At 41.9% G+C, this 26,715-nt stretch carries 20 protein-coding genes; 16 read left to right on the top strand and 4 right to left on the bottom strand.

All coding sequences use genetic code 11. From position 1 onward, the window contains the following. Nucleotides 1–18: 18 nt before the first annotated feature. Nucleotides 19–1,239: a multidrug effflux MFS transporter gene (locus CLV57_RS07985; protein WP_100340781.1), complete on the bottom strand. Its 1,221-nt coding sequence runs from the start codon at nt 1,237–1,239 to the stop codon at nt 19–21. A 136-nt stretch (nt 1,240–1,375) separates the two neighbouring features. Between CLV57_RS07985 and CLV57_RS07980 the strand changes: the two genes are divergently transcribed. After that, complete coding sequence (locus CLV57_RS07980; RefSeq protein WP_100340780.1) at nt 1,376–2,599, top strand: BamA/TamA family outer membrane protein; 1,224 nt, start codon at nt 1,376–1,378, stop codon at nt 2,597–2,599. Here the strand turns inward: CLV57_RS07980 and CLV57_RS07975 are convergent. Next, the gene (locus tag CLV57_RS07975) at nt 2,596–4,875 is read right to left on the bottom strand and encodes a PAS domain-containing sensor histidine kinase (RefSeq protein WP_100340779.1); all 2,280 of its coding nucleotides are present in this window, start codon (nt 4,873–4,875) and stop codon (nt 2,596–2,598) included. The genes CLV57_RS07980 and CLV57_RS07975 overlap by 4 nt on opposite strands. Nucleotides 4,876–5,052: 177 nt before the next feature. Between CLV57_RS07975 and CLV57_RS07970 the strand changes: the two genes are divergently transcribed. The 11 genes from CLV57_RS07970 to CLV57_RS07915 all read left to right on the top strand — a co-directional run bounded on the left by CLV57_RS07970 (nt 5,053) and on the right by CLV57_RS07915 (nt 21,481). Next, the gene (locus CLV57_RS07970) at nt 5,053–5,412 is read left to right on the top strand and encodes a response regulator (protein WP_100340778.1); all 360 of its coding nucleotides are present in this window, start codon (nt 5,053–5,055) and stop codon (nt 5,410–5,412) included. 123 nt (nt 5,413–5,535) lie between these two features. Continuing rightward, complete coding sequence (locus CLV57_RS07965) at nt 5,536–5,994, top strand: RNA recognition motif domain-containing protein (RefSeq protein WP_100340777.1); 459 nt, start codon at nt 5,536–5,538, stop codon at nt 5,992–5,994. A 107-nt stretch (nt 5,995–6,101) separates the two neighbouring features. Continuing rightward, nucleotides 6,102–9,035 carry a M16 family metallopeptidase gene (locus CLV57_RS07960; RefSeq protein WP_100340776.1) on the top strand — a complete coding sequence of 978 codons (2,934 nt, stop codon included), beginning with the start codon at nt 6,102–6,104 and terminating at the stop codon, nt 9,033–9,035. A gap of 196 nt (nt 9,036–9,231) precedes the next feature. Next, nucleotides 9,232–9,594, top strand: a complete 363-nt coding sequence (locus CLV57_RS07955) for a response regulator transcription factor (protein WP_100340775.1) — start codon at nt 9,232–9,234, stop codon at nt 9,592–9,594. Nucleotides 9,595–9,957: 363 nt separating this feature from the next. Continuing rightward, complete coding sequence (locus CLV57_RS07950) at nt 9,958–13,029, top strand: tetratricopeptide repeat protein (protein ID WP_100340774.1); 3,072 nt, start codon at nt 9,958–9,960, stop codon at nt 13,027–13,029. A 31-nt stretch (nt 13,030–13,060) separates the two neighbouring features. Beyond that, complete coding sequence (locus tag CLV57_RS07945) at nt 13,061–14,863, top strand: porin family protein (RefSeq protein ID WP_100340773.1); 1,803 nt, start codon at nt 13,061–13,063, stop codon at nt 14,861–14,863. Nucleotides 14,864–14,921: 58 nt separating this feature from the next. Then, nucleotides 14,922–16,028 (top strand): HU domain-containing protein, encoded by a 1,107-nt coding sequence (locus CLV57_RS07940; RefSeq protein ID WP_100340772.1) that lies wholly within the window; start codon nt 14,922–14,924, stop codon nt 16,026–16,028. Between the two features lie 26 nt (nt 16,029–16,054). Next, nucleotides 16,055–16,756 (top strand): MotA/TolQ/ExbB proton channel family protein, encoded by a 702-nt coding sequence (locus CLV57_RS07935; RefSeq protein ID WP_100340771.1) that lies wholly within the window; start codon nt 16,055–16,057, stop codon nt 16,754–16,756. Continuing rightward, a complete protein-coding gene (locus CLV57_RS07930; RefSeq protein WP_100340770.1) occupies nt 16,753–17,151 on the top strand; it encodes an ExbD/TolR family protein in 399 nt (132 codons plus the stop codon). Before CLV57_RS07935 ends, CLV57_RS07930 begins: the two co-directional genes overlap by 4 nt. Nucleotides 17,152–17,242: 91 nt before the next feature. Next, entirely contained in the window at nt 17,243–18,082 is an 840-nt protein-coding gene (locus CLV57_RS07925) for an energy transducer TonB (RefSeq protein ID WP_245856899.1), read from the top strand. Nucleotides 18,083–18,493: 411 nt separating this feature from the next. Then, the gene (locus tag CLV57_RS07915; protein WP_100341344.1) at nt 18,494–21,481 is read left to right on the top strand and encodes a glycosyl hydrolase 115 family protein; all 2,988 of its coding nucleotides are present in this window, start codon (nt 18,494–18,496) and stop codon (nt 21,479–21,481) included. Nucleotides 21,482–21,742: 261 nt separating this feature from the next. Here CLV57_RS07915 and CLV57_RS07910 read toward each other — a convergent pair whose 3' ends face one another. Then, the gene (locus CLV57_RS07910; RefSeq protein WP_100340768.1) at nt 21,743–22,228 is read right to left on the bottom strand and encodes a hypothetical protein; all 486 of its coding nucleotides are present in this window, start codon (nt 22,226–22,228) and stop codon (nt 21,743–21,745) included. Nucleotides 22,229–22,347: 119 nt separating this feature from the next. Between CLV57_RS07910 and CLV57_RS07905 the strand changes: the two genes are divergently transcribed. The 3 genes from CLV57_RS07905 to CLV57_RS07895 are packed head-to-tail and all read left to right on the top strand — an operon-like array spanning nt 22,348 to nt 25,227. Continuing rightward, entirely contained in the window at nt 22,348–23,637 is a 1,290-nt protein-coding gene (locus CLV57_RS07905) for a bifunctional folylpolyglutamate synthase/dihydrofolate synthase (protein ID WP_100340767.1), read from the top strand. 19 nt (nt 23,638–23,656) lie between these two features. After that, the gene (locus tag CLV57_RS07900) at nt 23,657–24,643 is read left to right on the top strand and encodes a Gfo/Idh/MocA family protein (RefSeq protein ID WP_100340766.1); all 987 of its coding nucleotides are present in this window, start codon (nt 23,657–23,659) and stop codon (nt 24,641–24,643) included. Nucleotides 24,644–24,702: 59 nt separating this feature from the next. Beyond that, nucleotides 24,703–25,227 carry a hypothetical protein gene (locus CLV57_RS07895; protein WP_157799099.1) on the top strand — a complete coding sequence of 175 codons (525 nt, stop codon included), beginning with the start codon at nt 24,703–24,705 and terminating at the stop codon, nt 25,225–25,227. 25 nt (nt 25,228–25,252) lie between these two features. On the opposite strand, the gene CLV57_RS18500 is transcribed toward CLV57_RS07895, so the two are convergent. After that, a complete protein-coding gene (locus tag CLV57_RS18500) occupies nt 25,253–25,429 on the bottom strand; it encodes a DUF6496 domain-containing protein (protein WP_169927067.1) in 177 nt (58 codons plus the stop codon). A 145-nt stretch (nt 25,430–25,574) separates the two neighbouring features. Here CLV57_RS18500 and CLV57_RS07890 point away from each other — a divergent pair, with 145 nt between their 5' ends. Next, nucleotides 25,575–26,669, top strand: coding sequence for an AI-2E family transporter (locus tag CLV57_RS07890; protein ID WP_100340764.1), 1,095 nt, complete (start codon nt 25,575–25,577; stop codon nt 26,667–26,669). The last annotated feature ends 46 nt before the right edge of the window (nt 26,670–26,715 follow it).

Here is a 26,715-nt window from a genome sequence, read left to right as displayed (position 1 = left end):
TCAGAATGCCAACAACTACTAATGCCCGCCTACCACAGTGCCGGTTGCCTTAACCTGGTGTTTAATAAAACGCCTTCCTACCAACAATACTACCAAAGCCATTATTGCCGATGCAGCCATAATGCCCGACATAGGTACTGTAGTAGGACTATTGAAATAACTGATAAGCATGGTACTGAAAGAGCCTAAACCCAACTGCAAGGCACCTAACAGTGATGATGCTGTACCTGCGTTTGTTGCGAATGGTGCCAATGACAATGCTGAAGCATTGGGGTTGGTAGTACCAACGCAGCATAACATAATAAAAACCATAGCAATAGTTCCGGCTAACCCGAATATGCCGTAATAGGAACCTATAAAAAACACGGTTGAACTAATAACCTGAACAGTTAGCGCAGTACGTGCAATTTGCTCGCTGGTAAATTTTTTAAGCAGAATATTATTGACCTGACTTGCACCGATGAAGCCGATCGACAATCCGGCAAATATCCACCCGTAGGTTTTGGCGCCTACTTTAAATATCTCCATAAACACCATTGGCGACCCCGATACATAAACAAATAAACCCATGAATGATAAGGCACCTGCCAATGCGTAGGTAATAAACTGCGGAGTTTTGGCTACACCCCAAAAGCTGTTAATGATAGGTGACGGCTTTAGGGAGTAATTTACATTAGGTTGATAAGTATCCGGCAGCCATATTACAGCCGGTATTAGTAATACGGCCATCAAACCTAATATTACAAATATTAAATGCCAGTTGAAAGCGGCGGTAACATAACCGCCAACTGTTGGCGCAACCATTGGCGATGCACCTAAAACCAAAATCAACAAGGCAAATACTTTAGCGTTTTCCTCCACAGGGAACAGATCACGCACCATGGTCATTGACGCAACACCGGCAGCGCAGCCACCCACTGCTTGAACAAACCGAAGTATAATTAATGTGTTAATGTCTGCCGCCATAAAACAGCCTATAGATGCGGCTATGTAAACTGCCAGGCCAATGTATAGCGGTGGTTTACGGCCAAATCTGTCAAGCAAAGGGCCGTATAATAATTGTCCGCCTGCCAGCCCAATAAAATAACTGGATAGCGACAAAGCAACCTGTGCCGTAGTGGTATTCAATGATTTTGCTATATCCGGGAAACCGGGCAAATACATATCAATAGAAAAAGGCGAAAGTGCTGTCAAGCAGCCTAAAATCAACACAGTGAGAAAGTATTTCTTTTTTGTCATTAGGCCGCAAAGATCGTTTTTTTGGTTAAAGTGTGTGTTGGGCTAAGGTAATTTATGTTGGATTTATGTTTTTTTAAATAATGCAAAGCACAAATCGTATATTCTACCGTTATTACAATGAGTTTTAATACTGCTAATGCTTAAACATATACTGATTTTTATTTTTTGTGCCGCTCCTGTAACACTCTACGCCCAAATTAGTAGTGATCACCCTAAAAACAAAAATGTTATTGATACAGCCAATAAAACAGACTTGATTGATATTGGACGGGATGTATTTAAGATTCAAAGCCAACGTACACCTGATACCGCAGGTAAACGTATCTACTTTTCCATTTTACCGGTTTCATCAGCAGATGCCGGCCCAAACAGGATGCTGCTAACCTCAACTACCGCGGGCTTTTATTTGGGCAGCCCGCGAACTACTTACCTGTCTAACGTCAACTTTACACCATATCTTAACTTTAGCGGCCGTTATGGATTGCCTATACGTTCTAATATCTGGCTAAAAAATAACATGTTCAATATTCAGGGAGATACGCGCTATATGGTTTATCCGCAGTATACGTGGGGGCTTGGTGCCGGGCAACCCGATGACCAAAAATTTTTGGTTGACTATAAGTACTTGCGCGTTTATCAAAGCATTGTTAAACGTGTTACCTCCTACTTGTATCTGGGTATTGGTATAAATCTGGACTATTATTTTAACATAGACAGCGATGGCGGCGCAAAAATGAGTTTTCGGCAATTTACCAATTATAACTACGGAACCACTGCAAATGGGAGCTCATTTTCTTTGGGCCCAACGTTCAATGTACTATATGATAGTCGAAACAACTCGCTTAACCCATTGCCGGGATGGTATGGCAATTTTATTTATCGCCTCAACTACCAGGCGCTGGGGAGTACAGACAACTGGCGTTCCTTATATATTGATGTAAGGAAATATGAGAAACTAAGCGACGGCCCGAAAAAAAACATGGTAGCTTTCTGGGCTTATTACTGGACCACCCTAACGCAACGCACGCCCTATCTTAACTTACCCGCCATTGGTATGGAACCCGGGCAACGGTCTGGTCGGGGTATATTGCAAAACCGCTATCGTGGTGAGAGCCTGGTTTATTTAGAAGTGGAATACCGCCGGGATATTACCCGTAATGGATTATTAGGGTTTGTGGTATTTGCAAACGCCAGCTCTGCCAGCGAGGTAAACTCGCGAAAATTTAAATACATTAACCCGGCCGCAGGTGCAGGCATGCGCATAAAGTTCAACAAAGCATCTGATACCAATATTGGCCTGGACTATGGCATAAGCAGGGGTCAGCGCATGTTTATGCTGAGTGTTGGGGAGGCTTTTTAGAAATTAACAGGCAATTCAAAATAAAAAGCAGAACCTTCGTTTTCCTTACTCTCCACTCCTATTACACCTTTATGTAGTTTTATGATCTCGGCAGACAGGTAAAGCCCTATACCAAAGCCCGAAAAACCCTTGGTCTCGGGATGATCTACACGATAAAAACGTTCAAAAATATGGCGTTGACTTTCTGAATCAATGCCTATTCCTTCATCGTGAACGGCTACTTTAACAAATCCGTCTTTTTGCATGGCCACCACTTTTATGGTACTGTGTTTAGGCGAGTATTTAACGGCGTTACTGATGAAGTTGACCAATACCTGGCTTATCTTCTCGGCATCAGCCTTTATATTTAGAACAGTTGTGCGCTCAAATTGAATAGTGTATCCCGGGGCAATTGGCTCGCTTTCGGCTATCACTTCTTCAATAACTGTGTTCATATCAAACTCAGACAAGTTAAGCTTCAGCTTTCCGGCCTCTATTTTTGACAGATCAAGAAAACCATAAATAAGCGAGGTCATTTTGTTAACCTGGTTCTCCGACTTTTTCAACGATGATATTAAAAATTCATTATCGGTTTTACGCGCCTTCATCAGCAGTAGCTGTATGTAAGCTTTGAGGGACGTGAGCGGTGTTTTCAATTCATGACTGGCCATGGCAATGAAATCATTTTTACGTATCTCATCCAGTTTGTTCTCGGTAATGTCAATCACCGCCCCCATAAACCTTACCGGCCTGTCTCCCTCGTCAAAAAATACCTTACCCTTGGCGCGTATCCAGCGTAATTTTTCATCTTCCACACCAATTGTTCGGTACTCCACATCATAATCGCCGTTGTTGACGCTTTTGTTCATGCAGTTGGCAATAACTGCAGCTACGCGTTCACGGTCGTCAGGGTGCAGTCCGGTTAAAAAATCATGCTGGTAGTTAACCGGCCTTGGGGTGTAAATACCAAATAATTCGCGGCAACGTTTGTCCCAATCCATTGTACCCTTAATCAGGTCCAGATCAAACGTACCTAACTCTGCGGCTTCGGTGGCCAGTCGCAGGTTCTCTTCGCTGGCCTTTAACTCATTAATAATGCTGCGTTGAGCGGTAACATCATTAATAGTACCCAGCATTCTTACAGGTTCATGCCTGTTATTATAAATAACCTTACCTATGGTGCGTATCCATCTTATTGTACCATCGCTCCAAACTATGCGCGCCTCATAAAAGTAACGTCCCGACTGTATGGCTGTTTCAAAAGCTTTACGCACCATTGCAATATCATCAGGATGAATACAGTCAAACATCTGGCGGTGGGTCAACTCTTGTTCGACTGAAAAACCAAATATCTCAGCTATCCAAGGCGAATAGATTATACGTTCGGTTCGCAGATCAAGGTCCCACGTGCCAAGCCCTGTTGCTTCGGTTGCCAAACGCAGGCGCTGTTCGGCATCCTCCAGTTTCAATCTGGCTTCCACCTTTTCGGTTACATCAACAGCAATGCAAATAATGCCTGATACAACATTTTCTCCATCGCGCAGCGGTTCAAATATCAGGTCAAAGTAACAGGTTTTTATCTCGCCATTCCTGCCCAACAAAACAGGCGCATCTGTAGCAGTAAAATGGTTGCCCGTTCTAACAACTTTTTCTAAAATAATACGCAATTCAGCAGCTTCAAGTACTACATCAAAAACCGGTTTGCCAACTACATCCTCGGACAAATACCGGTTCCACATTTCGCAAATAGCGCTGTTGGCGTATTCAATAATAAAGTTGTTGCTATTTAAAAAGGTTACACCAACAGGGGCTTTCATAAACAACTCGTTCATGCGTTCCTGCTGTATCTGCAAATTAAGCATGCGGGCAGCCTGCTCATGTTTCAGGTTGATCTGGTCTGTTATATTTACGGGAGTATGTATAATATAAGCCACCTCTCCGTTTTCATCAAGCAAAGGTACATTAGTGGCCGACCAATAGCTGACAGTTGAAGCTCCCATTAGTGAATTAACGGGATAAGCAGCTACCTGCGATCTGCTTTTTTCTGCAACAACCATATTAAAATTACTTTTTAATATGGTTATTGCTCCGTTATTATTATCTAAAAAAATATCAAAAAAATATTTCCCTTCTAAATCGGTAGGTTCAAAGCCGAATGTTTTTGCGAAAGAATTACTGGCAGCAACAATGGTGTATAACTTGCAGGCGTTTATTATGACAGAAGTACCCGCAAGTTGAAAAGTATGTAAAAACAATTTTTCGTTAAAGCCGGCAGATGTTGGAGGTAATTGTTGCACATGTTAAAATACGTAAATAATTACATTTAGTTGCAGACAGTTTTTTTTGTAAACATTTTCATAATAAAAAAAATAATTACTTTTGCAGTAAACATATTCCACAATACTTGTCAGAGGCGTTGCTCCGTGGAGCATTTACATTTGCAGATCTTTATACGGAATATTAAACATTTACAAATGTCAAAACGCATTCTTATTCTTGACGACAACGAAGACATTCTGGATATTGTTCATGAAACATTATCATATGAACGATTTGATGTAAAAAGTACGTCCGAAAGTACAGACGTTATACCCATGGTTGAGGAGTTTGATCCTAACCTGGTTATATTAGATTACCGCGTTTCGGGCACCAACGGCGGCGAACTTTGCCGACAGATCAAATCGCACCCCAACTTTAAGCACGTACCCGTAATTATTTTCTCTGCCTACGTAAATCACGCCGACGAATTATTTGCTTACGGATGTGATGCCATTATTAATAAACCCTTTGATTTGACCGAATTGGTTGAGAAAGTAAACCACCTGATAAAATAAGTTTCAAAGCATTTAACTTTTTAAAACAAATTATAGTTTGCTATGTAATTGTTTATAAATTTATTAGTGTATGTTTACACTATAAAATTGCTTTAGCTTTTTAATCAACACACTTATAGTTTAATGAAAATTTTTGTAGCCAGGCTGCCCTATCAATTTCAGGAAGCCCAAATTGCAGACCTGTTTGCCCCTTACGGAGAGGTAAAATCTGTTAACTTAATTATGGATCGCGAGACAGGCAGAAGCAAATGCTTTGCGTTTGTTGAAATGCCCGACAATGCAGAGGCCGCTAATGCCATTGCCGAACTTAACGAAAGACAAGTTATGGACAAAAACATTGCGGTTAGTGAAGCACGCGAAAAAGAACGCCCTGCAGGTGGCGGCGGCTTTGGCGGCGGCAACAGAAACTTTGGCGGCGGCGGTGGCGGCTATCGCGATAGAAATAGCGGCGGTGGCGGCGACAGACGCGGCGGCGGTGGCGGTGGCTACAACAGAGACAGAAACAGCGGAGGTGGCGGTGGCGACAGACGCGGCGGAAACAGCGGTTACCGTGGTCGTAGCAGCGAAGATTCAGATTATTAATATAATAGTTTAAAAAAATTAAATAATGAGCCGGCGTTACTTACGCCGGCTTTTTTTATGTGTAATTTTTTAGATACTTTTATTGCGATAACACCCCATTATACATCATGAAACATAAAATCCTACTTATTGCATTTTTGTTTGTGATAGCCCAACAGTTGAGCGCACAAACAACCAATGCCTGGAAACAAGCCACAGCCGGTGGTTATACCTACAAGTATGTACCTGGCGACCCCACCAACTCACGTTTTTACACGTTAAAAAACGGCTTAACGGTTATACTTAGCCCCACAAAAAAGCAGCCGCGTGTGCAAACTTACATTGCCGTAAAAGCCGGCAGTAAAACAGACCCGGCAAACCATACGGGTTTAGCGCACTACCTGGAACATATGCTGTTTAAAGGAACAGATGTTTACGGATCATTAAACTGGGCTAAAGAGAAACCTTTGCTTGCAAAAATTGACGCGCTTTATGAGCAGTATAACAATACTACTGATGAAGCTAAACGTAAAGAAATATATAAAGAGATAGACAAAGCATCTGGCGAGGCTGCAAAATATGCCATTGCTAACGAGTATGATAAAATGATGGCTGCCATGGGCGGACAAAACAGCAATGCCTTTACATCATTTGAGCAAACTGTTTATACCGAAGATATTCCTGCAAACGCTGTTGATAAATACCTGAAAGTGCAGGCAGAGCGTTTCCGCAACCCAATTATGCGGATATTTCATACAGAACTGGAAGCTGTTTATGAAGAGAAGAACCGCACGCTTGATGATGATGGCAGAAAAGTGAATGAGGCGATGTTTAAATTGCTGTTCCCTAACAACAATTATGGCAAGCAAACCACTATTGGTACTGTTGAGCACTTAAGAAACCCATCCTTAGTGGATATACGCCGTTACTACAATGATTACTATGTTCCCAATAACATGGGTGTGATCATGTCGGGAGATTTTAATCCGGACGTAGTGATCAAGAAAATTGATATGGCTTTCAAATACATGAAACCAAAAGCCATCCCTCCTTACAAGTTTGATCCGGAGCAGGCAATAACCAGTCCGGTTAAAGCCGATGTTTATGGCCCCAATGCAGAGAGCGTAACCATGGCTTTCCGTTTCCCGGGAGCCAATACCCGCGATGCACGCCTACTTGATTTGATGGGTTCAATTTTAACCAACGGTAAAGCAGGCTTATTTGACCTTGATCTGGTTAAAAAACAAAAATTATTAAGCGCTACCGCCGGTAGCTATGCACTAAAAGATTACGGTGTATTATTGTTGCGCGGTAATCCCGTTAAAGGTCAATCATTAGATGAAGTGCGTGACCTGATGCTGGGCGAGATAGCAAAACTAAGGAACGGAGAGTTTTCTGATGATCTGATCCAGTCTATCGTTAATAATGAAAAGAAACGCCTGCTGCAGCAAAATCAGGATTACTCATCACGTGCAGATGACCTGATGAGCGCATTTACATCAGGCGTTGACTGGAAAAATGTTGTTGGCCTTATCAAAGAGCTATCAGCCGTTACCAAACCGCAAATAGTGGCGTTTGCCAATAAATATTTAAATAACCAAAACTACGTTATTGTTTACAAGCACCAGGGCGAAGACAAAAACATAGTTAAAGTTGATAAACCGGCCATTACTCCTGTTGATGTAAATTCGGCCGCACAGTCGCCGTTTTTAAAACAGGTATCGGCTATGCCAACGGTTAACATCAAACCCGTGTGGTTAGATTATCAAAAAGATATACAGCGCGCCAAAGCAGGCAGCTTAGATGTTTTAGCAGTTAAAAACGTTGACAACAGTTTGTTCCGTTTATACTACCGTTACGAGATGGGCGGCTGGAACAACAAACTATTACCGTTAGCAGCTCAGTATTTGCAGTTTTTAGGAACCGGTAGCAAAACTTCTGAAGATTTTAGCAAAGCTTTTTATAAACTGGCATCGTCATACAGCTTGAGCGCCGGTAACGAAATTACTACTGTTAGTTTTAACGGATTGCAGGAAAATTTTGGAGCCACCATTAAGCTTTACGAAGACCTTTTATTAAATTGTAAAGCAGACGAAGAAGCGCTGGCCAGCCTTAAGGCAAGAATAAAACGCTCACGCGAAAATCAAAAAATAAACAAATCGGCCATTATGCAGGGTTTGATGAGTTACGCGCAATACGGACCTAAAAATCCTTACAACTACGGCTTAACAAACGAGGAGCTGGATGCTGTAACGTCTCAAGACCTGATCAAGGTATTGCATGAGTTAAATAACTACAGCCACATAATTTTATATTATGGCCCTAAAACTGCAGCAGAAGCGGGTGCAGAAGTTGCTGCGTTACACAAAGTTCCTGCATCATTTACAGCTTATCCGGTTGCTGCCAAATTTACCCGTGTAGATGCTACTGCAAACCAGGTACTTTTTGCCAATTACGATATGGTACAGGCTGAGATATATTGGATACGTAATGACACCCCTTTTGATCCGGCTAAAGAAGCAAGCGTTGAAGTGTTTAACAATTACTTTGGTACCGGCGGCTTCAGTTCAATAGTGTTGCAGGATCTGCGTGAGTCAAAAGCGCTGGCTTATTCTACCTTCGCGCAATATGTAACGCCAAGCAAAAAAGAAGACAGAGACTTTTTTGCTGCTTATATTGGTGCACAAGCCGATAAATTAAACGAAGCCGTAAAAGGCATGAATGACTTGCTTACCACCTTGCCCGAATCAAATGACGGCGTAGAACTGGCAAAAGACAATGTTCGTAAATCAATAGAGACAGAACGCATTACAGAAGACAACATAATTATGAGTTATTTGAGTGCAAAGCGCCTGGCTTTAGATTACGATCTGCGCAAAACTACATTTGAAAGCATACCAAAAATGACGTTTGCAGATCTGAAAGCCTTTCATGATGCACACTTAAAAAACAAGGCTTACACCTACTGTATAGTGGCATCAGAAAAAAGAGTGACCGACGATGATTTAAAAAAGTACGGCACCTTGGTAAAACCTGATCTGAAACAAATATTTGGTTTTTAAGTGTATAAATTAATTGTAGGTAAAAACAGTCAGTAGTTTTGTAATAAAAGTTCTGTAGCATGGCTCTAATACTTTTTTAAGAAATATTACGACCAAAATCAACTAAATAATAAGTTGAAAACTATATTGGTACAGCAATTGCTTGCTATGACGCAGTAATTGCTGTACCTTTTTATATTTATATATACTTAATACGATGAGACGGATTTTGGTGGTTGATGATGACAAGGACATTCTTGAGGTGATACAATATGTTTTAGAGGATTCCGGTTATACGGTTGAAACCTTAACCAATGGTCATACTTTATTTGATAAAATAAGAACATATAAACCCGACCTCATCATTTTAGACATCATGTTAGGCAACATGGATGGTCGCATTCTATGCAGCCAGATAAAATCTAATGTTGAAACTTATACCATACCCATTATAATGATATCTGCCAGTCATGCCCTTGCAGATATAAATTCCCCAAAAGGCAGGCCCGACGACTTTATATCAAAACCATTCGATATTGATTCTCTTGTGAATAGCGTTGAAAGGCAGATTGTTGCTTGATTGTCATTGGTCATTAGGCATTAGTTATCGGTCATTAGTCAATGGGCATTGGAGATTCGTTCATTAGTAGATGTGTAATGAGTTACCCACTTCCTTTTAAGGTTTTACGCGTCATCGTAATGGCTTACAGTTATCAGCCCATAATCTGAGTTATGTAATAGCTAATGCTCAAACACGAATGACCAATGACTAATGACCAATGCCCATTGACTAATGACTAATGACCCAACCCAAAGGAATTTTTCAACATTGATACCATTAATAGTTGCATTGCGTTAAACTTGTATTTTCAACAGGTGTTAATTACTTATGTTAATTAAAGCATGTTGATTATTTAAATTGCAGCACATTTGTCCGCGTTCTATGAAGAAATTAAAATACTGCCTGTTACCCGTATTCATAATCTCCGCGCCGGTATTCGCTCAAACCAACCCTTCTTCTCAAGTTTACAGCACTTATCAGGCTGCTAAAAATCTGTTAGATGAGGGTAAGTATGTGGCCGCCGCACAGCAATATCGTTTATTTCAAAACCTGGCTTTAAAAACTTCCAATCAATCAAAATTTGAATCGGAGTTATCATTGCTTGAAGAAGACTCACAATACTACGTGGCACTTTGCGCATTGGAGCTGGGTAATGATGATGCCGAAAGTTTGTTTCTGAAGTTTATTAAAGAGCATCCAGAGAACACGCTTACCAAAATGGCGTTTTACCAGATAGGCCGCTCCTACTCCAAACAAGGCAAGTACCAGGAGGCACTTAAATGGTTTGACAGAATAGACGCAAGCGAGTTGGGCGGTTCAGACAATACCGAGTATAAATTCAGAAAAGGTTATGCTTACTTCTCACTGAATGATTACAAAAACGCGCAGGAACTATTTAATGATGTAAAAAACAAGAGATCGCCATTTACGGATGATGCAACTTATTACTTTGCCTACATAGCGTATCTTAACAAAGACTATCACCTGGCGCTGGTAAATTTTGAAAAGCTAAAAAACTCAAAAAAATACGAGAGCAGCTATCCCTACTACATCACAGCGGTTTACTTTTTAGATAAACGTTACGATGATGTGATCAGTTACGCTGTGCCTATCCTTAACCGCACCCGTCAGCAAAATGAAACAGAGATGCTGCGTATTGTTGGGGCATCTTACTTTGCCAAAGGCGATTATGACAACGCGGTAAATTACTATACCAAATACCAGGACAAAGACCTGGGCAAAACACAAAACACGCAGGATAGCTACCAAATAGGTTACGCCTACTTTAAGGTTGGCAACTTTGCCAAAGCCGCTACCGAACTGGAAAAACTGGTTGGCAATAATGATGTTTACGCCCAAAACGGCAGCTACACATTGGGCCAGGTATTTTTAAAGATGAACAACAAAGAAAGCGCCCGCAATGCGTTTCTTGCTGCATCAAAATTAAATTTCGATAAGCAGTTACAGGAAGACGCGCTTTACGAGTACGCCAAACTATCATATGAGCTTGACTTTTACACCCAGGCGTTAGAAGCTACCCGCGCTTATTTAAAAAACTATCCTAACTCGGCCAGAACCACCGAGGTTAAGGTTTTATTGGGTGAAGCATTACTGAACTCACGTAATTACAAAGAAGCTGTTGAGATACTGGAGCCTATTCCAAATAAATCTGAAAGTGCTAAAATCGCCTATCAAAAAGTTACTTATTACCGTGGATTGGAGTTTTACAATGAACGTGCTTTCGAGAACGCGATAGGTATCTTCCTTCGCTCATTGCAAAACCCGGTTGATGCTAACATTAAAGCGCTTACTACCTACTGGATGGCGGAGTCGATGTATGAAGTGCGCAAGTATGGTGAATCTGTAGAGAACTTTGAAAAGTTTTTACTGATGCCCGAAGCTGCCAATACAAACGTAGCTAACTATGCCAATTATGCGCTGGCTTACGCGGCGTTTTATGATGAAAAATATGCTAAGGCCGCTCAGTTTTTTGAGCGCTTTTTACGCGGTGAAGAAAAAGATCAAAACAGTATAAATGATGCTGTTACCCGTATTGGCGATAGCTATTTTGTATTGAAAAGTTATGGCAAAGCGCTTGAATACTATAACCGTATTATAGCACAAGGCAGCAAGGGACAAGACTATGCCCTATTCCAACGCGGTATGATACAGGGTTTGCAAGGTAATCCGGATGGTAAAATAGCTACGCTGAAAGAGGTATTGAATAAATATCCAAATTCAGATTATGCTGATGATGCCGACTTTGAGATAGCCTACACTTACTTTGTTAAAAACGATGGCGCTACTGCTAAATCGGCTCTGCAAACCATGATACAGAAGTACCCGCGCAGCAGCTACATTCCGCGCGCTATTACTACTATTGGCTTGATCGACTATAACGGTGGTAATGATATGGCGGCTGTCGAATCATTTAAACAGGTAGTTAAAGATTATCCATCTGCTGACGAAGCTAAGCAGGCCCTTAAGCAGATTGAAAAGATCTATACGGATAATGGCGATGCACAAACCTTTATCAACTACGCGGTGACCACGCCAATTGGCAATTACACGGCTGCCGAGCAGGAAAACATTATGAAAGATGCTGCCAACAACCTCTACGCAAGGGGCGATTGGCAAGGAGCGGTAAACGCGGTGAACGCTTACTTTGATAAGTTCAATAACAAGCCGATATACGAAAAACAAGCCCGCTTTATCCGTGCGCAAAGCTTGGTTAACCTTACCCGTTACGACGAAGCGGTAATGGACTATAACGTGATATTGAACGACTGGACAAGCGCTTACACCGAGCAGTCGCTTATTAGCATGGCTAAATTGTATATGGCACAGAAAAAATGGAATGACGCGGTTGCCTTCCTTAAAAAGCTGGAGATCACATCAGAGTATAAAGCCGATTACACTTTCGCTGTAAATAACCTCATGCTTTGCTATTCGCAAATGAAAATGCCGGAGGACGCTATCAATTACGTTCACCTTGTTCGCGAGAATGAAAAAACATCGCAGGAAGATAAGTTCAAAACTGGTTTATATGCTGGCTTAGCTTATTTACAACTGGCAGATACCACATCGGCGGTAAAAGAATTTACCTACACGGCCGATAATACCAAAACTATTGCCGCGGCCGAGGCCCGTTACAATATAGCCAATGTGCAGTATTTAAAACGCCAATACAAAACATCACAAAAAACTTGTTTTGATCTGGTTAAGGACTTGCCTAACTATGACTACTGGGTTGCCAAAACTTACATTCTGTTAGCCGACAATTATGTTGGCTTGAAGGATACATTCCAGGCGAAAGAAACGCTGAAAAGTATTATTGACAACTATAAAGGGGACGATGATATTCTAACCACTGCGCGCCAGAAACTTGAAAGATTATCGCCGCAAAAGTCAACCGGAACCAGTGCACCAACAGACAGCACACGCAAACAATAACAAGGCAACAAGTAAATTTGACACACAAGCAATGAAATTAAGATACACATTTACCCTGCTTACCTTACAAACGGTGCTTTGCGTTGCTTTTTCGGCCAATGCACAAACAAGGCCGGCTAAAAAGCCCGCTACTCCCGCCAAAAAAGCCGATGCGCAAACAATTGGCGATGCGGCATCAAAAGTTACCCGTGATACTACAAAAAACGGCGGAGGCGCCAACAACAAACCTCAAAACGGGGGTAACTTAACAGAAGAAATAGTTATTACAACTACATACAAACCTGTTTTGGCAGATGCTGTTAAGCTGCGCCGCAATCCGGATATGGAAGATAAAGCGCCGTTTAAAGCGCCGCTTAGCTACACGCCTATTGACAAACGCTTAGAACGCAATACTGACATCAGGCAGCTTAATGCCATGCGCATGCCTGCCGAAGTTGATTCTATACCTACCAATAATTATGTTAAAGCAGGCTTAGGCAGTTTAAAAACCACTTTTGCCGAGGGCTATTTTGGCAATGGTAAAGACGAAGCTTTACAAGTGGCCGGCTATTTTAAACATTTGGGGCAGCGCGGTACAACTTTCAAAAATCAAAACACAATGAATAACCAGATAGGTGTATTTGGCAAAAGCATTGGGGCTACAAACTCATTGAGCGGACGCATTGATTTTAGCAACCGCAGCAATTATTTTTATGGGTATAACCAATACGACCCTCCTGCCGCCACTGTGTTAAACCCTACCCAGCAGGTTTTTAATACCATAAGTGCCGAGGGTGAGTTAGCAAAAAACTACCGCGATGTAGAGAATGATTTTACCTATGCGCTTAAATTGCAAGGCTACAGCTTTTCAGACAAGTATAAAGCACACGAGTCTAACCTCGCTATATCGGGCTTTTTAAATCAAACCATAAAACAATTTTATGCCGGTGCCAGCGCTTCGTTAGATCTTACAACGCAGAAAGATGCGGCTTACTCTATCAGCAATAGTATAGCTCGCGTTAACCCATACATCAAGTTTCAAGGCACTAACTACAAAATTGATGCGGGTATAACCATTGCTTCAGAGTTTGGCTTTTCATCAAGGTTCTTTATTTTCCCGGCTGCCAAAGCGGAGTTACAGGTTATTCCTAAATATGCCCGTTTGTTTGTTGAAGCCAAAGGCGATATCAATAAATCAACCTTCCGCAACTTTTACGCTATCAACCCTTTTTTGGGCCCAAATGTTGACATCCGCAACTCGGTTGACCAGTTAGATATAAGCGCAGGTTTAAAAGGCACGTTAGCGCCAGGCTTAAATTTCAAGGCCAGCATTTTCCGCAACAGCGTTAAAAATATGGCGCTAATGGTGAGCAATTTTGATTTTGCACAGGGCTACAATAAATTTAAAGTTATTTATGACGGTGGAGCCGCACGTGTAAGCGGGTTCACCGGCGAGATTGACTACAAGGCCTTGGATGGCCTGAGCATATTTGGTCGCGCGGAAGTTATGGATTACCAAATGGCTACCGAGAAACAAGCCTGGAACCTGCCTAAAGTTAAAATTACAGCGGGCACATCCATCCGTATTAACGACAAGGTTTTAATTAACGGATCGGTATTATTCCGGGGCGAAACGTATGATCCTTATGTAAGTCCGGCTATGGCAGCCAACGGCGCTACTAAAACTACCATTGATCCGTTTGCTGATCTGAGCGGCGGTGTTGAATATAAGGTAACCAAAAAGATCACCATTTTTGGGCAGGTTAATAACATTTTAAATGCCAACAGCCAAAACTGGCTATACTATCCTAATTACGGATTTAATATATTTGGCGGCGCAAGCTACAGCTTTTAAACATTTGTTTAAAGCTGGCTATTTTTGATGTTATACAATTAACCATTACTTTTAGTGCATGGATGTAGGTTTTTATTTGAGTGAACTGCTTATGCAGCGTGGCGAGGTTAAAGTGCCCGGTTTGGGCGTTTTTTCGCAGGCACGCATGAGCGCTTATTACGATGAAAACGCGCATCTGTTTTATCCGCCATACAATAAAGTTCAATTTGAGGCCAAGGCTGATACTGCCGACACAGAACTCGCAGAATACCTGGTAGATGAGAAAAATATATCGTTTGCATCTGCTAAATACTTTATTGAAAAGTATATTGTCAATTTAAGGCAACAGGCAATTGTAGCCGATGTTCCGTTGGCAAATTTGGGAGTGTTTAGCATAGAACATGGCGAGTTAAGCTTTAAAGCTAACAATGCGTTAGGCACCGATGCTGAATTATTTGGCTTGGCGCCTGTTCAGATATTTAAGGCTGATGCTATACCCGACGCTACCAAGACATTAACCGCGCAAGTAGTGTTATATCCGCCTGCACCAAATCAGGAGATCGAGGCACAGGCTCCGGTTGAAGAGCAAGAAGAGATTATTGAACATACCGACGAAGACAATAGCATTCAGCCCCCGCACGACGAATCCTATTCAGCTTTCCCTGATGACGAAGAAGAACAGGAAAGAAGCCGCGGACCATGGCGTGCTATATTGATCACCACGATAATTTTGGCAGTTTTAGCAGGCGGCCTGTTTGCGCTTTACCGCTACCAACCTGCAACTTTTGCGCAACTTCAGTTTTGGAAAAACAATACACCCGATACACCTGTTAAAGCCAGACCAAGCACCATAGTTATACCAGGCATTGATTCGTTACATACTGACAGCGTTAAAAAGGCGTTAGATACAACAGCAAAAGTAGCCGACACTATAAAGACAAAGCGATTTGAATTAATAAGCGGTAAAGGCTTTAAAAACTTGTGGGGCGCTGGCGAAGCTTTAAAAAAATACAGGGCCATGGGCTTTACAGATGCAAGGCTTTTAGAAGATTTTCAAGGACCACTTATCAAAATATCCATTGCCTCATTTAGTTCACTCAGTGAATGTGAGGAGATGAGGCTTAGATTAATAAAAGAAGGTAAACTAACAAGGGGAGCACGTACCATAGAAGCTCCAGAGGAATAACCAATATAAATATACTATAAAAAATAATGCAGGCAGTAACAGATACTCTTAGCCAAATTACAGATACGGCCAGCCGTGCCGCGCAACAATTAGCAACAGCTCCGCCCCCCGAACTACGTTTCGGCGACCTTTTATTAAAAGGTGGCTGGGTTATGCTCCCCCTTGGCATATTGGCAATTTTGGCTTTGGTAATATTTTTTGAACGTTATTTTACCATCCGCAAGGCGGCAAAAAACGAGTCGCAATTAATGCAGCAGGTACGCGGCAGTGTATTGTCGGGCAATCTGGATTCTGCCATCGCCATTTGTCGCAATAGTAACACTCCATTGGGCCGCATGCTGCAAAAAGGTTTGCTACGCATTGGTCGCCCAATAAAAGATATTGAAGGTGCTATTGAAAACATTGGTAAACTGGAAGTAGCCAAACTGGAAAAAAACATAGGCATATTAGGCATTGTAGCAGGTATTGCCCCCATGTTTGGCTTTTTGGGTACTATTGCCGGTGTAATTACCATCTTCTACAATATATCGTTAACTGATAACATCAGCATGGGTGCCATATCAGGCGGTTTATACCAAAAAATGATCACCTCGGCAGCGGGCTTGCTGGTTGGTATTATGGCTTATGTATTTTATCATGTGTTGAACATGATGGTTGACAAAGTGATATTAAAACTGGAAACAGACGCTATTGAGTTTATTGACCTGTTAGAGGAGCCAAGCAAATGAATTTAAGAAAGAGAAGAAGAGCCGGTGCAGAAATGCACACCTCGGCCATGAACGACATCATGTTCTTCCTGCTTTTGTTTTTCCTGATAGCGTCTACAGTAACCAACCCCAACGTTATTAAGCTGATGCTGCCTAAATCATCAACAGGGCAATCGGTGTCAAAAAAAACAATTACGGTTTCGGTAACAAAAGATCTGCAATACTTTGTTGACAAGAAGCCTATTCAGATAGCCGACCTGAGCAGCACGTTAGAAGCGTATAAAAAACTGGCTACCGAGCTAACCATTGTATTGTATGTTGACCGTACAGTGGCTATACAGGATGTTGTTGAGATAATGGATGTAGCCCAGAAACTGAATATAAAACTGGTTTTAGCTACAGAACCGAAGGGGTAGTGATTAGTTGATTAGGTTTTTAAGATTGGTGATTGAAGATTAAAGATTGGTAACGTTTGCTGGTTTGAATTTACCAAATGACGAATGACCAATGACTAATGATAAAAGAATGACGGGCATAGAGCACGAAGAAAATAATTACCCAAAAGCATTTTTAGCTACAGGCATTATTATGGCTGTGCTTATTGCTGCGTGTTATTTTATTGTGTTTGGTACCCCGCCTATCCCCGAAAATGGTACCGGTGGTATTTTGGTTAACTACGGCACCGTTGATGAAGGCATGGGGAGCGATTACATGAGTACTGATGAACCTTCGGTAGCGGAAAACGCTAACAACACCAAGCCTGATAAGGTGACTGATGCCACCCCTACTCCTGAGAAAAGTCAGACCGAAACGAGCGATAAAAGCGTAGTTACACAAGATAATGAGGATGCGCCCGAAGTTGCGGCCAATACTAAAAAGCCAAGCAATACGGTAGCTACAACTCAACCCGAAAAAACGCCGGCAAAACCCACCGTTAACCAGAACGCGCTATATAAAGGCCCAACCAATAACGGTGTTGGTCAGGGCGACGGCAATGGCAGTACCCCGGGCAACCAGGGCAAACCTACAGGCAGCACGCTTACCAACAATTATGATGGTACAGGCTCTGGCAATGGTGGCAGCTTAACAATGGCGCAGCGCAGCTTCTTGTCCAAGCCCACAGTAAGCTATAGCGGAAGACAAACCGGTCGTGTGGTGGTTGAATTGCGTGTTGACAAAAATGGTAAAGTGATATATGTACGTGCAGGTGCCCGTGGAACCACCATCACAGACCCTTCCCTGCTTGACAAATGCGAAGATGCAGTGCGCAACTCCAGCCTCAACGCGCTTGAAAACGCTCCCGACCAGCAATCTGGCACGGTTACGTTTATGTTTAAGGCGCAATAGCTAGTTTATAAAAATTGGTACATTTAGCATACAGTACCATGCCAACCAGTAGAAAAAGACCTTTACAACGCCTAAAGATCAATAAGCCTAAACGCAAAAAAGATCAGAAAGAAAAACCGGTTAGCTTGGCAAGTCGGATCGGAATAATACTTTTTATCTTACTAGCTCTTTATTTACTGGCTAAAACGGGTGGTAATAGCCAAGGGTGGTATCCAGGCAAACCTTTCGATCAGCGATAAGACCATTACCGTTATGTTCAACGCGCAATAATATATTCAAATTGTTATTTAACGCAGTATTTCATCTATCTATACACCACCCCTACAACGTTTTAGTAACTAAATTGCCTGAAATAAGCATAATTGGTTGTTTAAAAATATACCTTGGCCTTACCAATCAACCAATGTTTCTATGTTAAAAATTACCTTTCGCGCCTGGTCCTTTGCCTGTTTACTGTTTGCAAGTGCTATAACCCAGGCTCAAAACTTAACTAAAAACACTTTAAGCTTACTTCCACAATACATTCAAACTAATGCTGTTTCCGGTGCATTTAAAATATCAGCCAACGGTAACACATCTCCAATTTTAGTTGACGGCAACGACTGGAAAGGTGTAATACGGGCGGCAAACGACTTAGGCGACGATATTGGCAAAGTAACGACTGTTCCCGGCAAGGTAATACAACAATCGCAACCGGTTACCGGAGCCATAATAATTGGAACCATTGGAAAGAGCAAACTGATTGATAATTTGATAGCCGCTAAAAAAATTGACGTAAGCGCGGTGAAAGGTAAATGGGAGTCATTCATTGTTCAAACCTTAGGTAATAACCTGGTAATTGCCGGTAGTGATAAACGCGGAACCATTTACGGTATTTATGACGTTTCTGAAAAGATAGGCGTATCACCATGGTATTGGTGGGCCGATGCTCCCGTTAAAAAAAGCAATGCGTTATATGTAAAAACAGGCCGTTATATTCAGCCATCGCCCAAGGTAAAATACCGGGGCATTTTTATAAACGATGAAAGTCCGTCTTTTACAGGTTGGGCGCGCGCCAACTTTGGTGGCGTTAATTCAAAGGCTTACGTGCACATGTTTGAGTTACTGCTTCGTTTAAAAGCCAACTATCTGTGGCCCGCCATGTGGGGCAACACCTTTAATGAAGATGATCCTATGAGTCCGGTGTTGGCTGATGAGTATGGAATTGTTATGGGTACATCGCACCATGAACCTATGATGCGTGCTCAAAAAGAATACACCAACCGTAAAAACGAAGTTGGCCCGTGGGATTTTACCACTAATGCCAGTGGCCTGCAAAAGTTTTGGGCCGATGGGTTGGAACGCAATAAAAACTACGATAACCTGATAACAATGGGTATGCGCGGAGACGGAGACGTAGCAATGGGAAAAGGTGATGATAAAGAAAATATCCAGACGTTAAAGAACGTGGTAAGTGCGCAGCGCGATATTATAAAAAAAGTTTATGACAAAGATCCATCAGAAGTACCACAACTTTGGGCAATATTTACGGAAGTGCAGCGATACTATGATGCTGGCTTAAACGTACCGGATGATATTACCCTGTTGTTTTGCGACAATAACTGGGGCTACATTCGCAGAACGGGGCCGATAAACGAGCGTAAGCGTAAAGGAGGCCTGGGTATGTACTACCATATTGATATGAATGGCGGACCATGGAATGACCGTTGGGTAAACACCACTACTGTGCCTAAACTACGCGAGCAGTTTAACCTGGCCTATCAAACCGGTATCGATCGTATTTGGATTGTAAACGTTGGCGATCTAAAGCCAAAGGAAATGCCTATTGACTTTATTATGCGCTATGCATGGAATCCTGATGCTATCTCAGCAAATCAAACGGATGATTATATGACAGATTGGGCTGCCGGAATATTTGGGAAAACCTATGCTAAAGAGATTGCTGATATAGTATCTAAATACTCAAAATATAACCTTATGCGTAAAGCCGAGGTGCAAGACCCCAAAATTTTTAGCTATGTGAACTTCAATGAAGCCGAGCGTGTATTCAAATTGTGGAAAGACCTTACCGCAAGGGCTGAACAACTGGAAAAAAGGATACCTGCAGAAGCTAAAGATGCTTACTATCAGTTGGTGCTTTATCCTACTAAGGCATCGGCTGGCGTTGCAGAGATCTATTTAGCCGCCGGTCGCAATAATCTTTACGCAAAACAGGGGCGCGTAAGTGCAAATGATTTAGCGAAACGCGCGCAGGAATTGTTTGAACTTGATAAACAACTGAGTTTAAGATATAACGACTCTATTTCCAATAAAAAATGGAAAAATATGATGAGTGATGTACATATTGGATATAAACAATGGTCAATGCCCAAAGAAAACAGCTTGCCGGCGTTAAGTGAGGTTGCTCCTTTACCAAAACCTGCTTTAGGTGTGGCTGTAGAAGGAAGCACAGATGCGTGGCCCGGAACAGATACCAAAGCAGAGCTACCTCAATTTGACGCGTTAGACAAGCAAAGGTACTATATTGACATTTTTAACCGTGGTACGGGCGCGTTTAAATTTACCGCCAACGCCAACCAACCCTGGATCAAGATAAGCAAACTTAATAGCGGTGTTGTTGAGAAAGATGAGCGTTTATATGTTGAAATAGACTGGAAACTCGCACCAAAGGGCAAAGCATCCGGCCTGATTGAAATTACCGGCGGCGATGCGAAAGTGTTGGTACAGGTGAACACTTTAAACAGCGAAGCCCCTAAAACAAAACAGCCTTATTTTGGAGGCTTTTCCGGAGAATTTTCTATTCCGGCAGAAAAATATAATGCCAACATATCCGGCAAAAATGCCAGATGGACCTTTCTACCTAATTTGGGTCGTGCAGAAGGTAACATGGGGATTCAACCTGTTACTGCGCCAAGTGCAACCGCGGCAGATGCCCCACGGTTAGATTATAACATTTTTTTAGCAAAAGCCGGAACCACAAAAGTTTGCCTGGGTATTTTGCCTACGCAAGACGTTAACCCCGCAAGAGGTTTAAGAATAGCCGTAGCCATTGACAATGCTGAGCCTGTTATTATTGATGCGAGGAAGGGATATGTAGATACCTTTAATGAGTATACTAAAGAAAATCTGGCCAATTCGTTAGTTTTAAAACCATTGCCACCCTTAGGAACACCTTATGCGCTTTCTGGCCGCAGACAACAGCGCCGTAGTGAAATTTTTGACAATTTGCGCTGGCTTGATGTTGATATAGATGTTAAGGACACAGGCATGCATACCATAAAGGTATATATGGTTGACCCGGAGATTGTACTTGAACGAATTGTTGTAAACCCTAACGACAAATACCCGAGTTATATGGGTGCGCCGTCTATTCAACATAAAGCAACTTTAGGTAAATAGGCTATGCAATGTTGGCCACAGTTCATTTAATCCGAGATTTATAATACCGGATTAAATGAACTGTGAATTTTCAATTCGCTTAGTGTATTGAAACCTGTCCCATTTGGTGGACCAAAACAGAAATTATTTATTTAGAAATTTGTCCCATCTAAAACAGAAAATACAATTCGGTCTGACTAACAATATTTTAGGTCATAAGGAGCCGAAGATAAGCCGCTACTGACGCATATTTACGTGGGACACCTTAGTGTAGAGATTGCACTATTCAACCAACACTTGTTTCTGGCTAATCTCAACAACCGAGCGGCTGTCGTCAAGTTTGATGCGTACTGTCATTCGGTACAAAAAACTATCAAAGATGTAGATATTATCGTAAGCGTCGGCACCATGAAAAGACTGTTGAACATTGATGGATTTTGTCTGTGCCATTAAATTCATCACATCCTGCGGATTGGCACTGGTATAGGTAACCGTATGTAAAACACCACCACTGGCTAATTTATAGCCCTTTCCTACTACCACAGTTTCCAGCTTATTGCGCGGCGCAAGGGTTTGATAGGTTTCCACCAAAAAACCATCTATCTCCTCTCCAGACTGTAGTTTGAATTGTTTGCGTGCGGTTATATCGTCGGCTGCCTGCTTATTGCTTAAACTGGTTAAGTTGGTAAGGTTAAGTAAACTAATGCTCTGTGCACGGGCGGTTAAACCCAGTACCATAACAGCTACTACTAAAACAAAATTTCTCATTAGAGTGTAAGTATAATTAAATTGCTAAACATTTCAAAAAAAGCGTATTAAGCAGGCGTTTATCTACTCCAACATAAAACACCACGGTAATTGTGCTAAATTTACCACCACAATTACACATGAACTACCAGGAAACTATTAACTATCTATATACCCGCCTGCCCATGTTTTCGCGCACGGGTGCAGCTGCAATCACTAAAGATCTAACTAACACCATAACGCTATGCCAATTACTGGGCAATCCGGAGAACAAGTTTAAAAGCGTACATATTGCCGGCACCAACGGCAAAGGTTCAACGTCGCATATGCTGGCTGCTATTCTGCAAACTGCCGGTTACAAAACAGGGCTATACACTTCGCCGCATTTAAAAGATTTCAGGGAACGCGTTAGGGTAAACGGACAAATGATAAGCGAACAGGCTGTTACCGACTTTGTAGCACAATACAAAGAGGATTTTGAGCAGATAGGTCTATCCTTTTTTGAAATGACGGTAGGCTTGGCTTTTGAGTACTTTGCCAACCATCAGGTGGATATAGCCATTATTGAGACCGGCTTGGGCGGCAGGTTAGATTCAACCAATGTAATCACGCCGCTGCTTTCGGTAATTACCAATATAGGCTGGGACCACACCGATCTGTTGGGAAATACCCTTCCACTTATTGCAGCAGAGAAAGCAGGAATAATAAAGCCGAACATACCGGTTGTAATAGGCGAACGGCAGGAAGAAGTCGCGGAAGTTTTCATGAAGAAGGCTGAAGGGACAAAGTCGCCTATATACTTTGCAGCAGATGAATGGGAAGTGGTTGTTAAAGGTAGTTTAGGTGGCGAGCTTTTGAGTGTAGAACTTATAGACACAGGCAATCAATCACATTATGAACTTGAGCTTGACCTCACCGGCAGTTATCAGCTAAAGAATGTAAAAACGGTTTTAAGCGCTGTTATGCAATTACGTCAGCAAGGTTTTACCATAACGGATGAGCACCTGAAAGTTGCCCTCCAACAGGTAAAAACGCTTACCGGCCTGCATGGGCGCTGGGAGGTTTTGAGCCGCTCTCCTCTTACCATATGCGATACCGGCCACAATCCGGATGGCATAGAAGAAGTGCTGAAAAATATTGCCGCCACACCGCATAAACAGCTCCATTTTGTGATGGGTATGGTGAGTGATAAAGATAGCAGCAAGGTATTAGCGCTGTTGCCAAAACATGCTATCTATTATTTCTGCCGGCCGGATATTCCGAGAGGGTTAGATGCGGTTAGTCTAAAAGAAAAAGCGGCGGACTTCTGGCTTAACGGCGAAAGTTACCCGTCAGTCAAAGAAGCACTCACCGCGGCACAGAAAAACGCAAAAACCGATGACCTTGTGTTTGTGGGCGGAAGCACCTTTGTTGTAGCAGAAGTAATTTAAAGGTTAATAACTATTATTTATGGGAACAGTAAACTGGGGAATTATAGGCTGTGGCGACGTAACCGAAGTAAAAAGCGGTCCACCGTTATACAAGGTACCTAACAGCCGCCTTGCAGCGGTAATGCGCCGTGATGCTGTTAAAGCGGAAGATTACGCCCGCAGGCACGGCGTAGGTAAATGGTATAACAATGCCTACCAATTACTTGATGATAAGGAGATCAACGCGGTTTATATAGCTACTCCACCGTCGTCTCACATGGAATATGCTTTGGCGGCAATTGAACGTGGCTTAAACGTGTATATTGATAAACCCGTAACTTTAAACGCAGAACAGGCCCGACAAATAGCCAGCGCGCTCAAACATAGCAGCAGCAAGGTTTCCGTTGCACATTATCGCCGGGCGCTGCCCAGCTATCTTTATATAAAAGATCTGTTAGCCAGTGGTGCCATTGGCGATGTGCGCAGTGTACAAATACGTACCTGGAAAAATGCCAAACCCGAACAGCAGGAAAAGTCATCTGACAACTGGCGGACAAATCCGCATTTTTCGGGCGGTGGTTACTTTCATGATCTGTCACCTCATCAGTTAGACCTAATGTTGTTTTACTTTGGTGTTCCGGTAAAGTACAGCGGATTTTCTATTAACCAAGCCGGAGCCTACCATGCAGATGATCACACCAGTGGTAATATTATTTTCGGTAATGGTGTTGTAGTAAATGGTTCATGGTGCTTTAATGTGACTCCATCTGAATTTACTGATGAATGCGTTATGGTGGGAAGTAAAGGCAGTATCAGTTTTCCGTTTTTCAACGAGCCATATACTATCCGTTTGAAAACAGAACAAGGCGAAACGGCTAAAACCTTTGTACAACCCGAGCATATTGCCTATCCTATGATAGAAAAAGTGGTGAACTATTTCAATAACAACGGCGAAAATCCAAGCGACATAAATGACGCAATTGTTGTGATGGAAATAATAGACACCTTCGCTAAAAAGGCCTTATAATGAAGAGTTTGCCAATATTATAAAAAAACGTATTTTCGGTTAAAATAGCATTAAACCTTATGAGAGGTATCTCTTATCTTTTTATCATATTCTCTTTGACCATAAGCAGCGCTGCTTTCGCTCAAATGTCGCCGGTTCCAAATAGCTATTCGCTTAAAACACCCGATGATTATAAGAAATATGAGAGAGATGTGGTAAACGTCATTGATTGGCTGGAACGCACACCATGGGGACCCAAAAATACTGAACGACCATACGCTGATGCCTTCCTGATGGCCTGGCTATCCGGAAGCCCCACCGTTAACATTGAACTTGGCGATGACATTCTGCTCAAGATAATGGAAAAGAATAAAGATCTTTTAGTATCCTACATGGGCGGTTATACCAAATATGCGCTCCAAAACAGACAGGCTGATAACGCCTTGGATACTAACAAAGCTAAACTCGCCGGTTTTAAAGCCCTTATTGCCAAATACAATACTGAAAAAAGCCGCAACAAAGATAAAAATGTAGAAATGCTGGCGCAGCTTGACAGTGAAGGCAAACTGGAAGAATGGGTCAATACTGAACTTGCTAAAAAATAAAGGGCTGTTTAAAAAGCCCTTATTATTAATCTTTCTTCTTAGGCACTTTGGCCCCCTCTTTTCTTGCTTCCGAAAGGCCAATGGCTATTGCCTGCTTTTTACTGGTTACTTTTTTGCCTGTGCCTGTTTTAAGCTTGCCTTCTTTCATTTCGTGCATGGTTTCCTCAACCTTGTCACTCGCCTTTTCTGAATACTTTGCCATAACGTTTTTTAATTAGATAGATAACATTATGTTGCAAAATGCCTGCCATAACTTAACGTGGTAAACAGATTATGTTTAGAGATATTATTATATTCAAAACATAAATACGAAAGCCGCTGTTAGCGCAAAAGCAAATTACTACAGTATGATATCAAAACGAACAATTGCGCCTTTTTATGAACGCCTGGCATTAGTATTAATAGGGTTAGTAGTGCTGGGCTATTTAATAATTCAGGGTAAAGAATTACTTGACCCCTTATTATTCGGCTTCCTGTTCGCTATATTATTACTCCCCCTATCCAACTTTTTAGAACGTGTATTTAAAATGCCGCGATCCATGTCGTCATTTTTATCAGTGATACTGCTGGTAGGTGTAATTGCACTAATTCTATACATGGTTGGCAGACAAATATCTTTTCTTACAGCCGACTGGCCCATGCTTAAAAATCAGCTCTCGCAATCTGTAAATGATGTATCACACTGGATAGAAAGCCGGTATAACATCAACCTTGAAAGCCAAAAAACAATGGTAGATGATACTGCTAAAAAGCTCCTCAATTCAGGAACAGAGGTACTGGGTACTACCTTTGGCGCAGTATCTTCACTGATGCTATTTTATATATTCATCATGATCTTTACCTTTTTCATACTTTTTTACCGCAGACTGCTCCATCAGTTTGTTTTAAAAGCATTTGGAGGTGAACATGACCATGTTGTTAACGATATAACTGAAAACGTGCAAACCATTTTACGCCAGTACATTCTGGGCTTGCTGTTTGAAATGATAATTGTTGCAGCCATGGCCTGCGCTGCTTTCTGGATGATAGGTATCAAATACGCTGTATTGCTTGGTTTATTAGTGGGGATATTTAACATAATACCTTACCTGGGTATTTTTACCGCTTTGGTTTTAAGTGTATTGATAACTTTTGCTACCGGGCCTATTAGTAATGTGATAGCGGTAGCCGTGAGTATTATTGTAATACATGCCATAGACGCTAACCTTTTACTCCCTACTGTTGTTGGTTCAAAAGTGAGGCTAAACGCCCTTATAACCTTTTTAGGTATTATCTTAGGCGAAATGCTTTGGGGCTTATCCGGCATGTTTTTGTCTATACCAGTAACGGCTATCTTTAAAATAATATTTGACAGAATTGAAAGTACCAAACCATGGGGCTACCTGCTGGGCGGAGATTACGAAGTTAAACCAGCAGCTAAAAGAAGGATGAAAACACAGTAGTAGTTAATTAGTGATTAGAGACTTGTTGATTAGACTGTAGTTATAT

The organism is Mucilaginibacter auburnensis (assembly GCF_002797815.1).
GTDB classification, from domain to species: domain Bacteria; phylum Bacteroidota; class Bacteroidia; order Sphingobacteriales; family Sphingobacteriaceae; genus Mucilaginibacter; species Mucilaginibacter auburnensis.
This window is presented reverse-complemented; position numbering and strand designations above follow the sequence as displayed.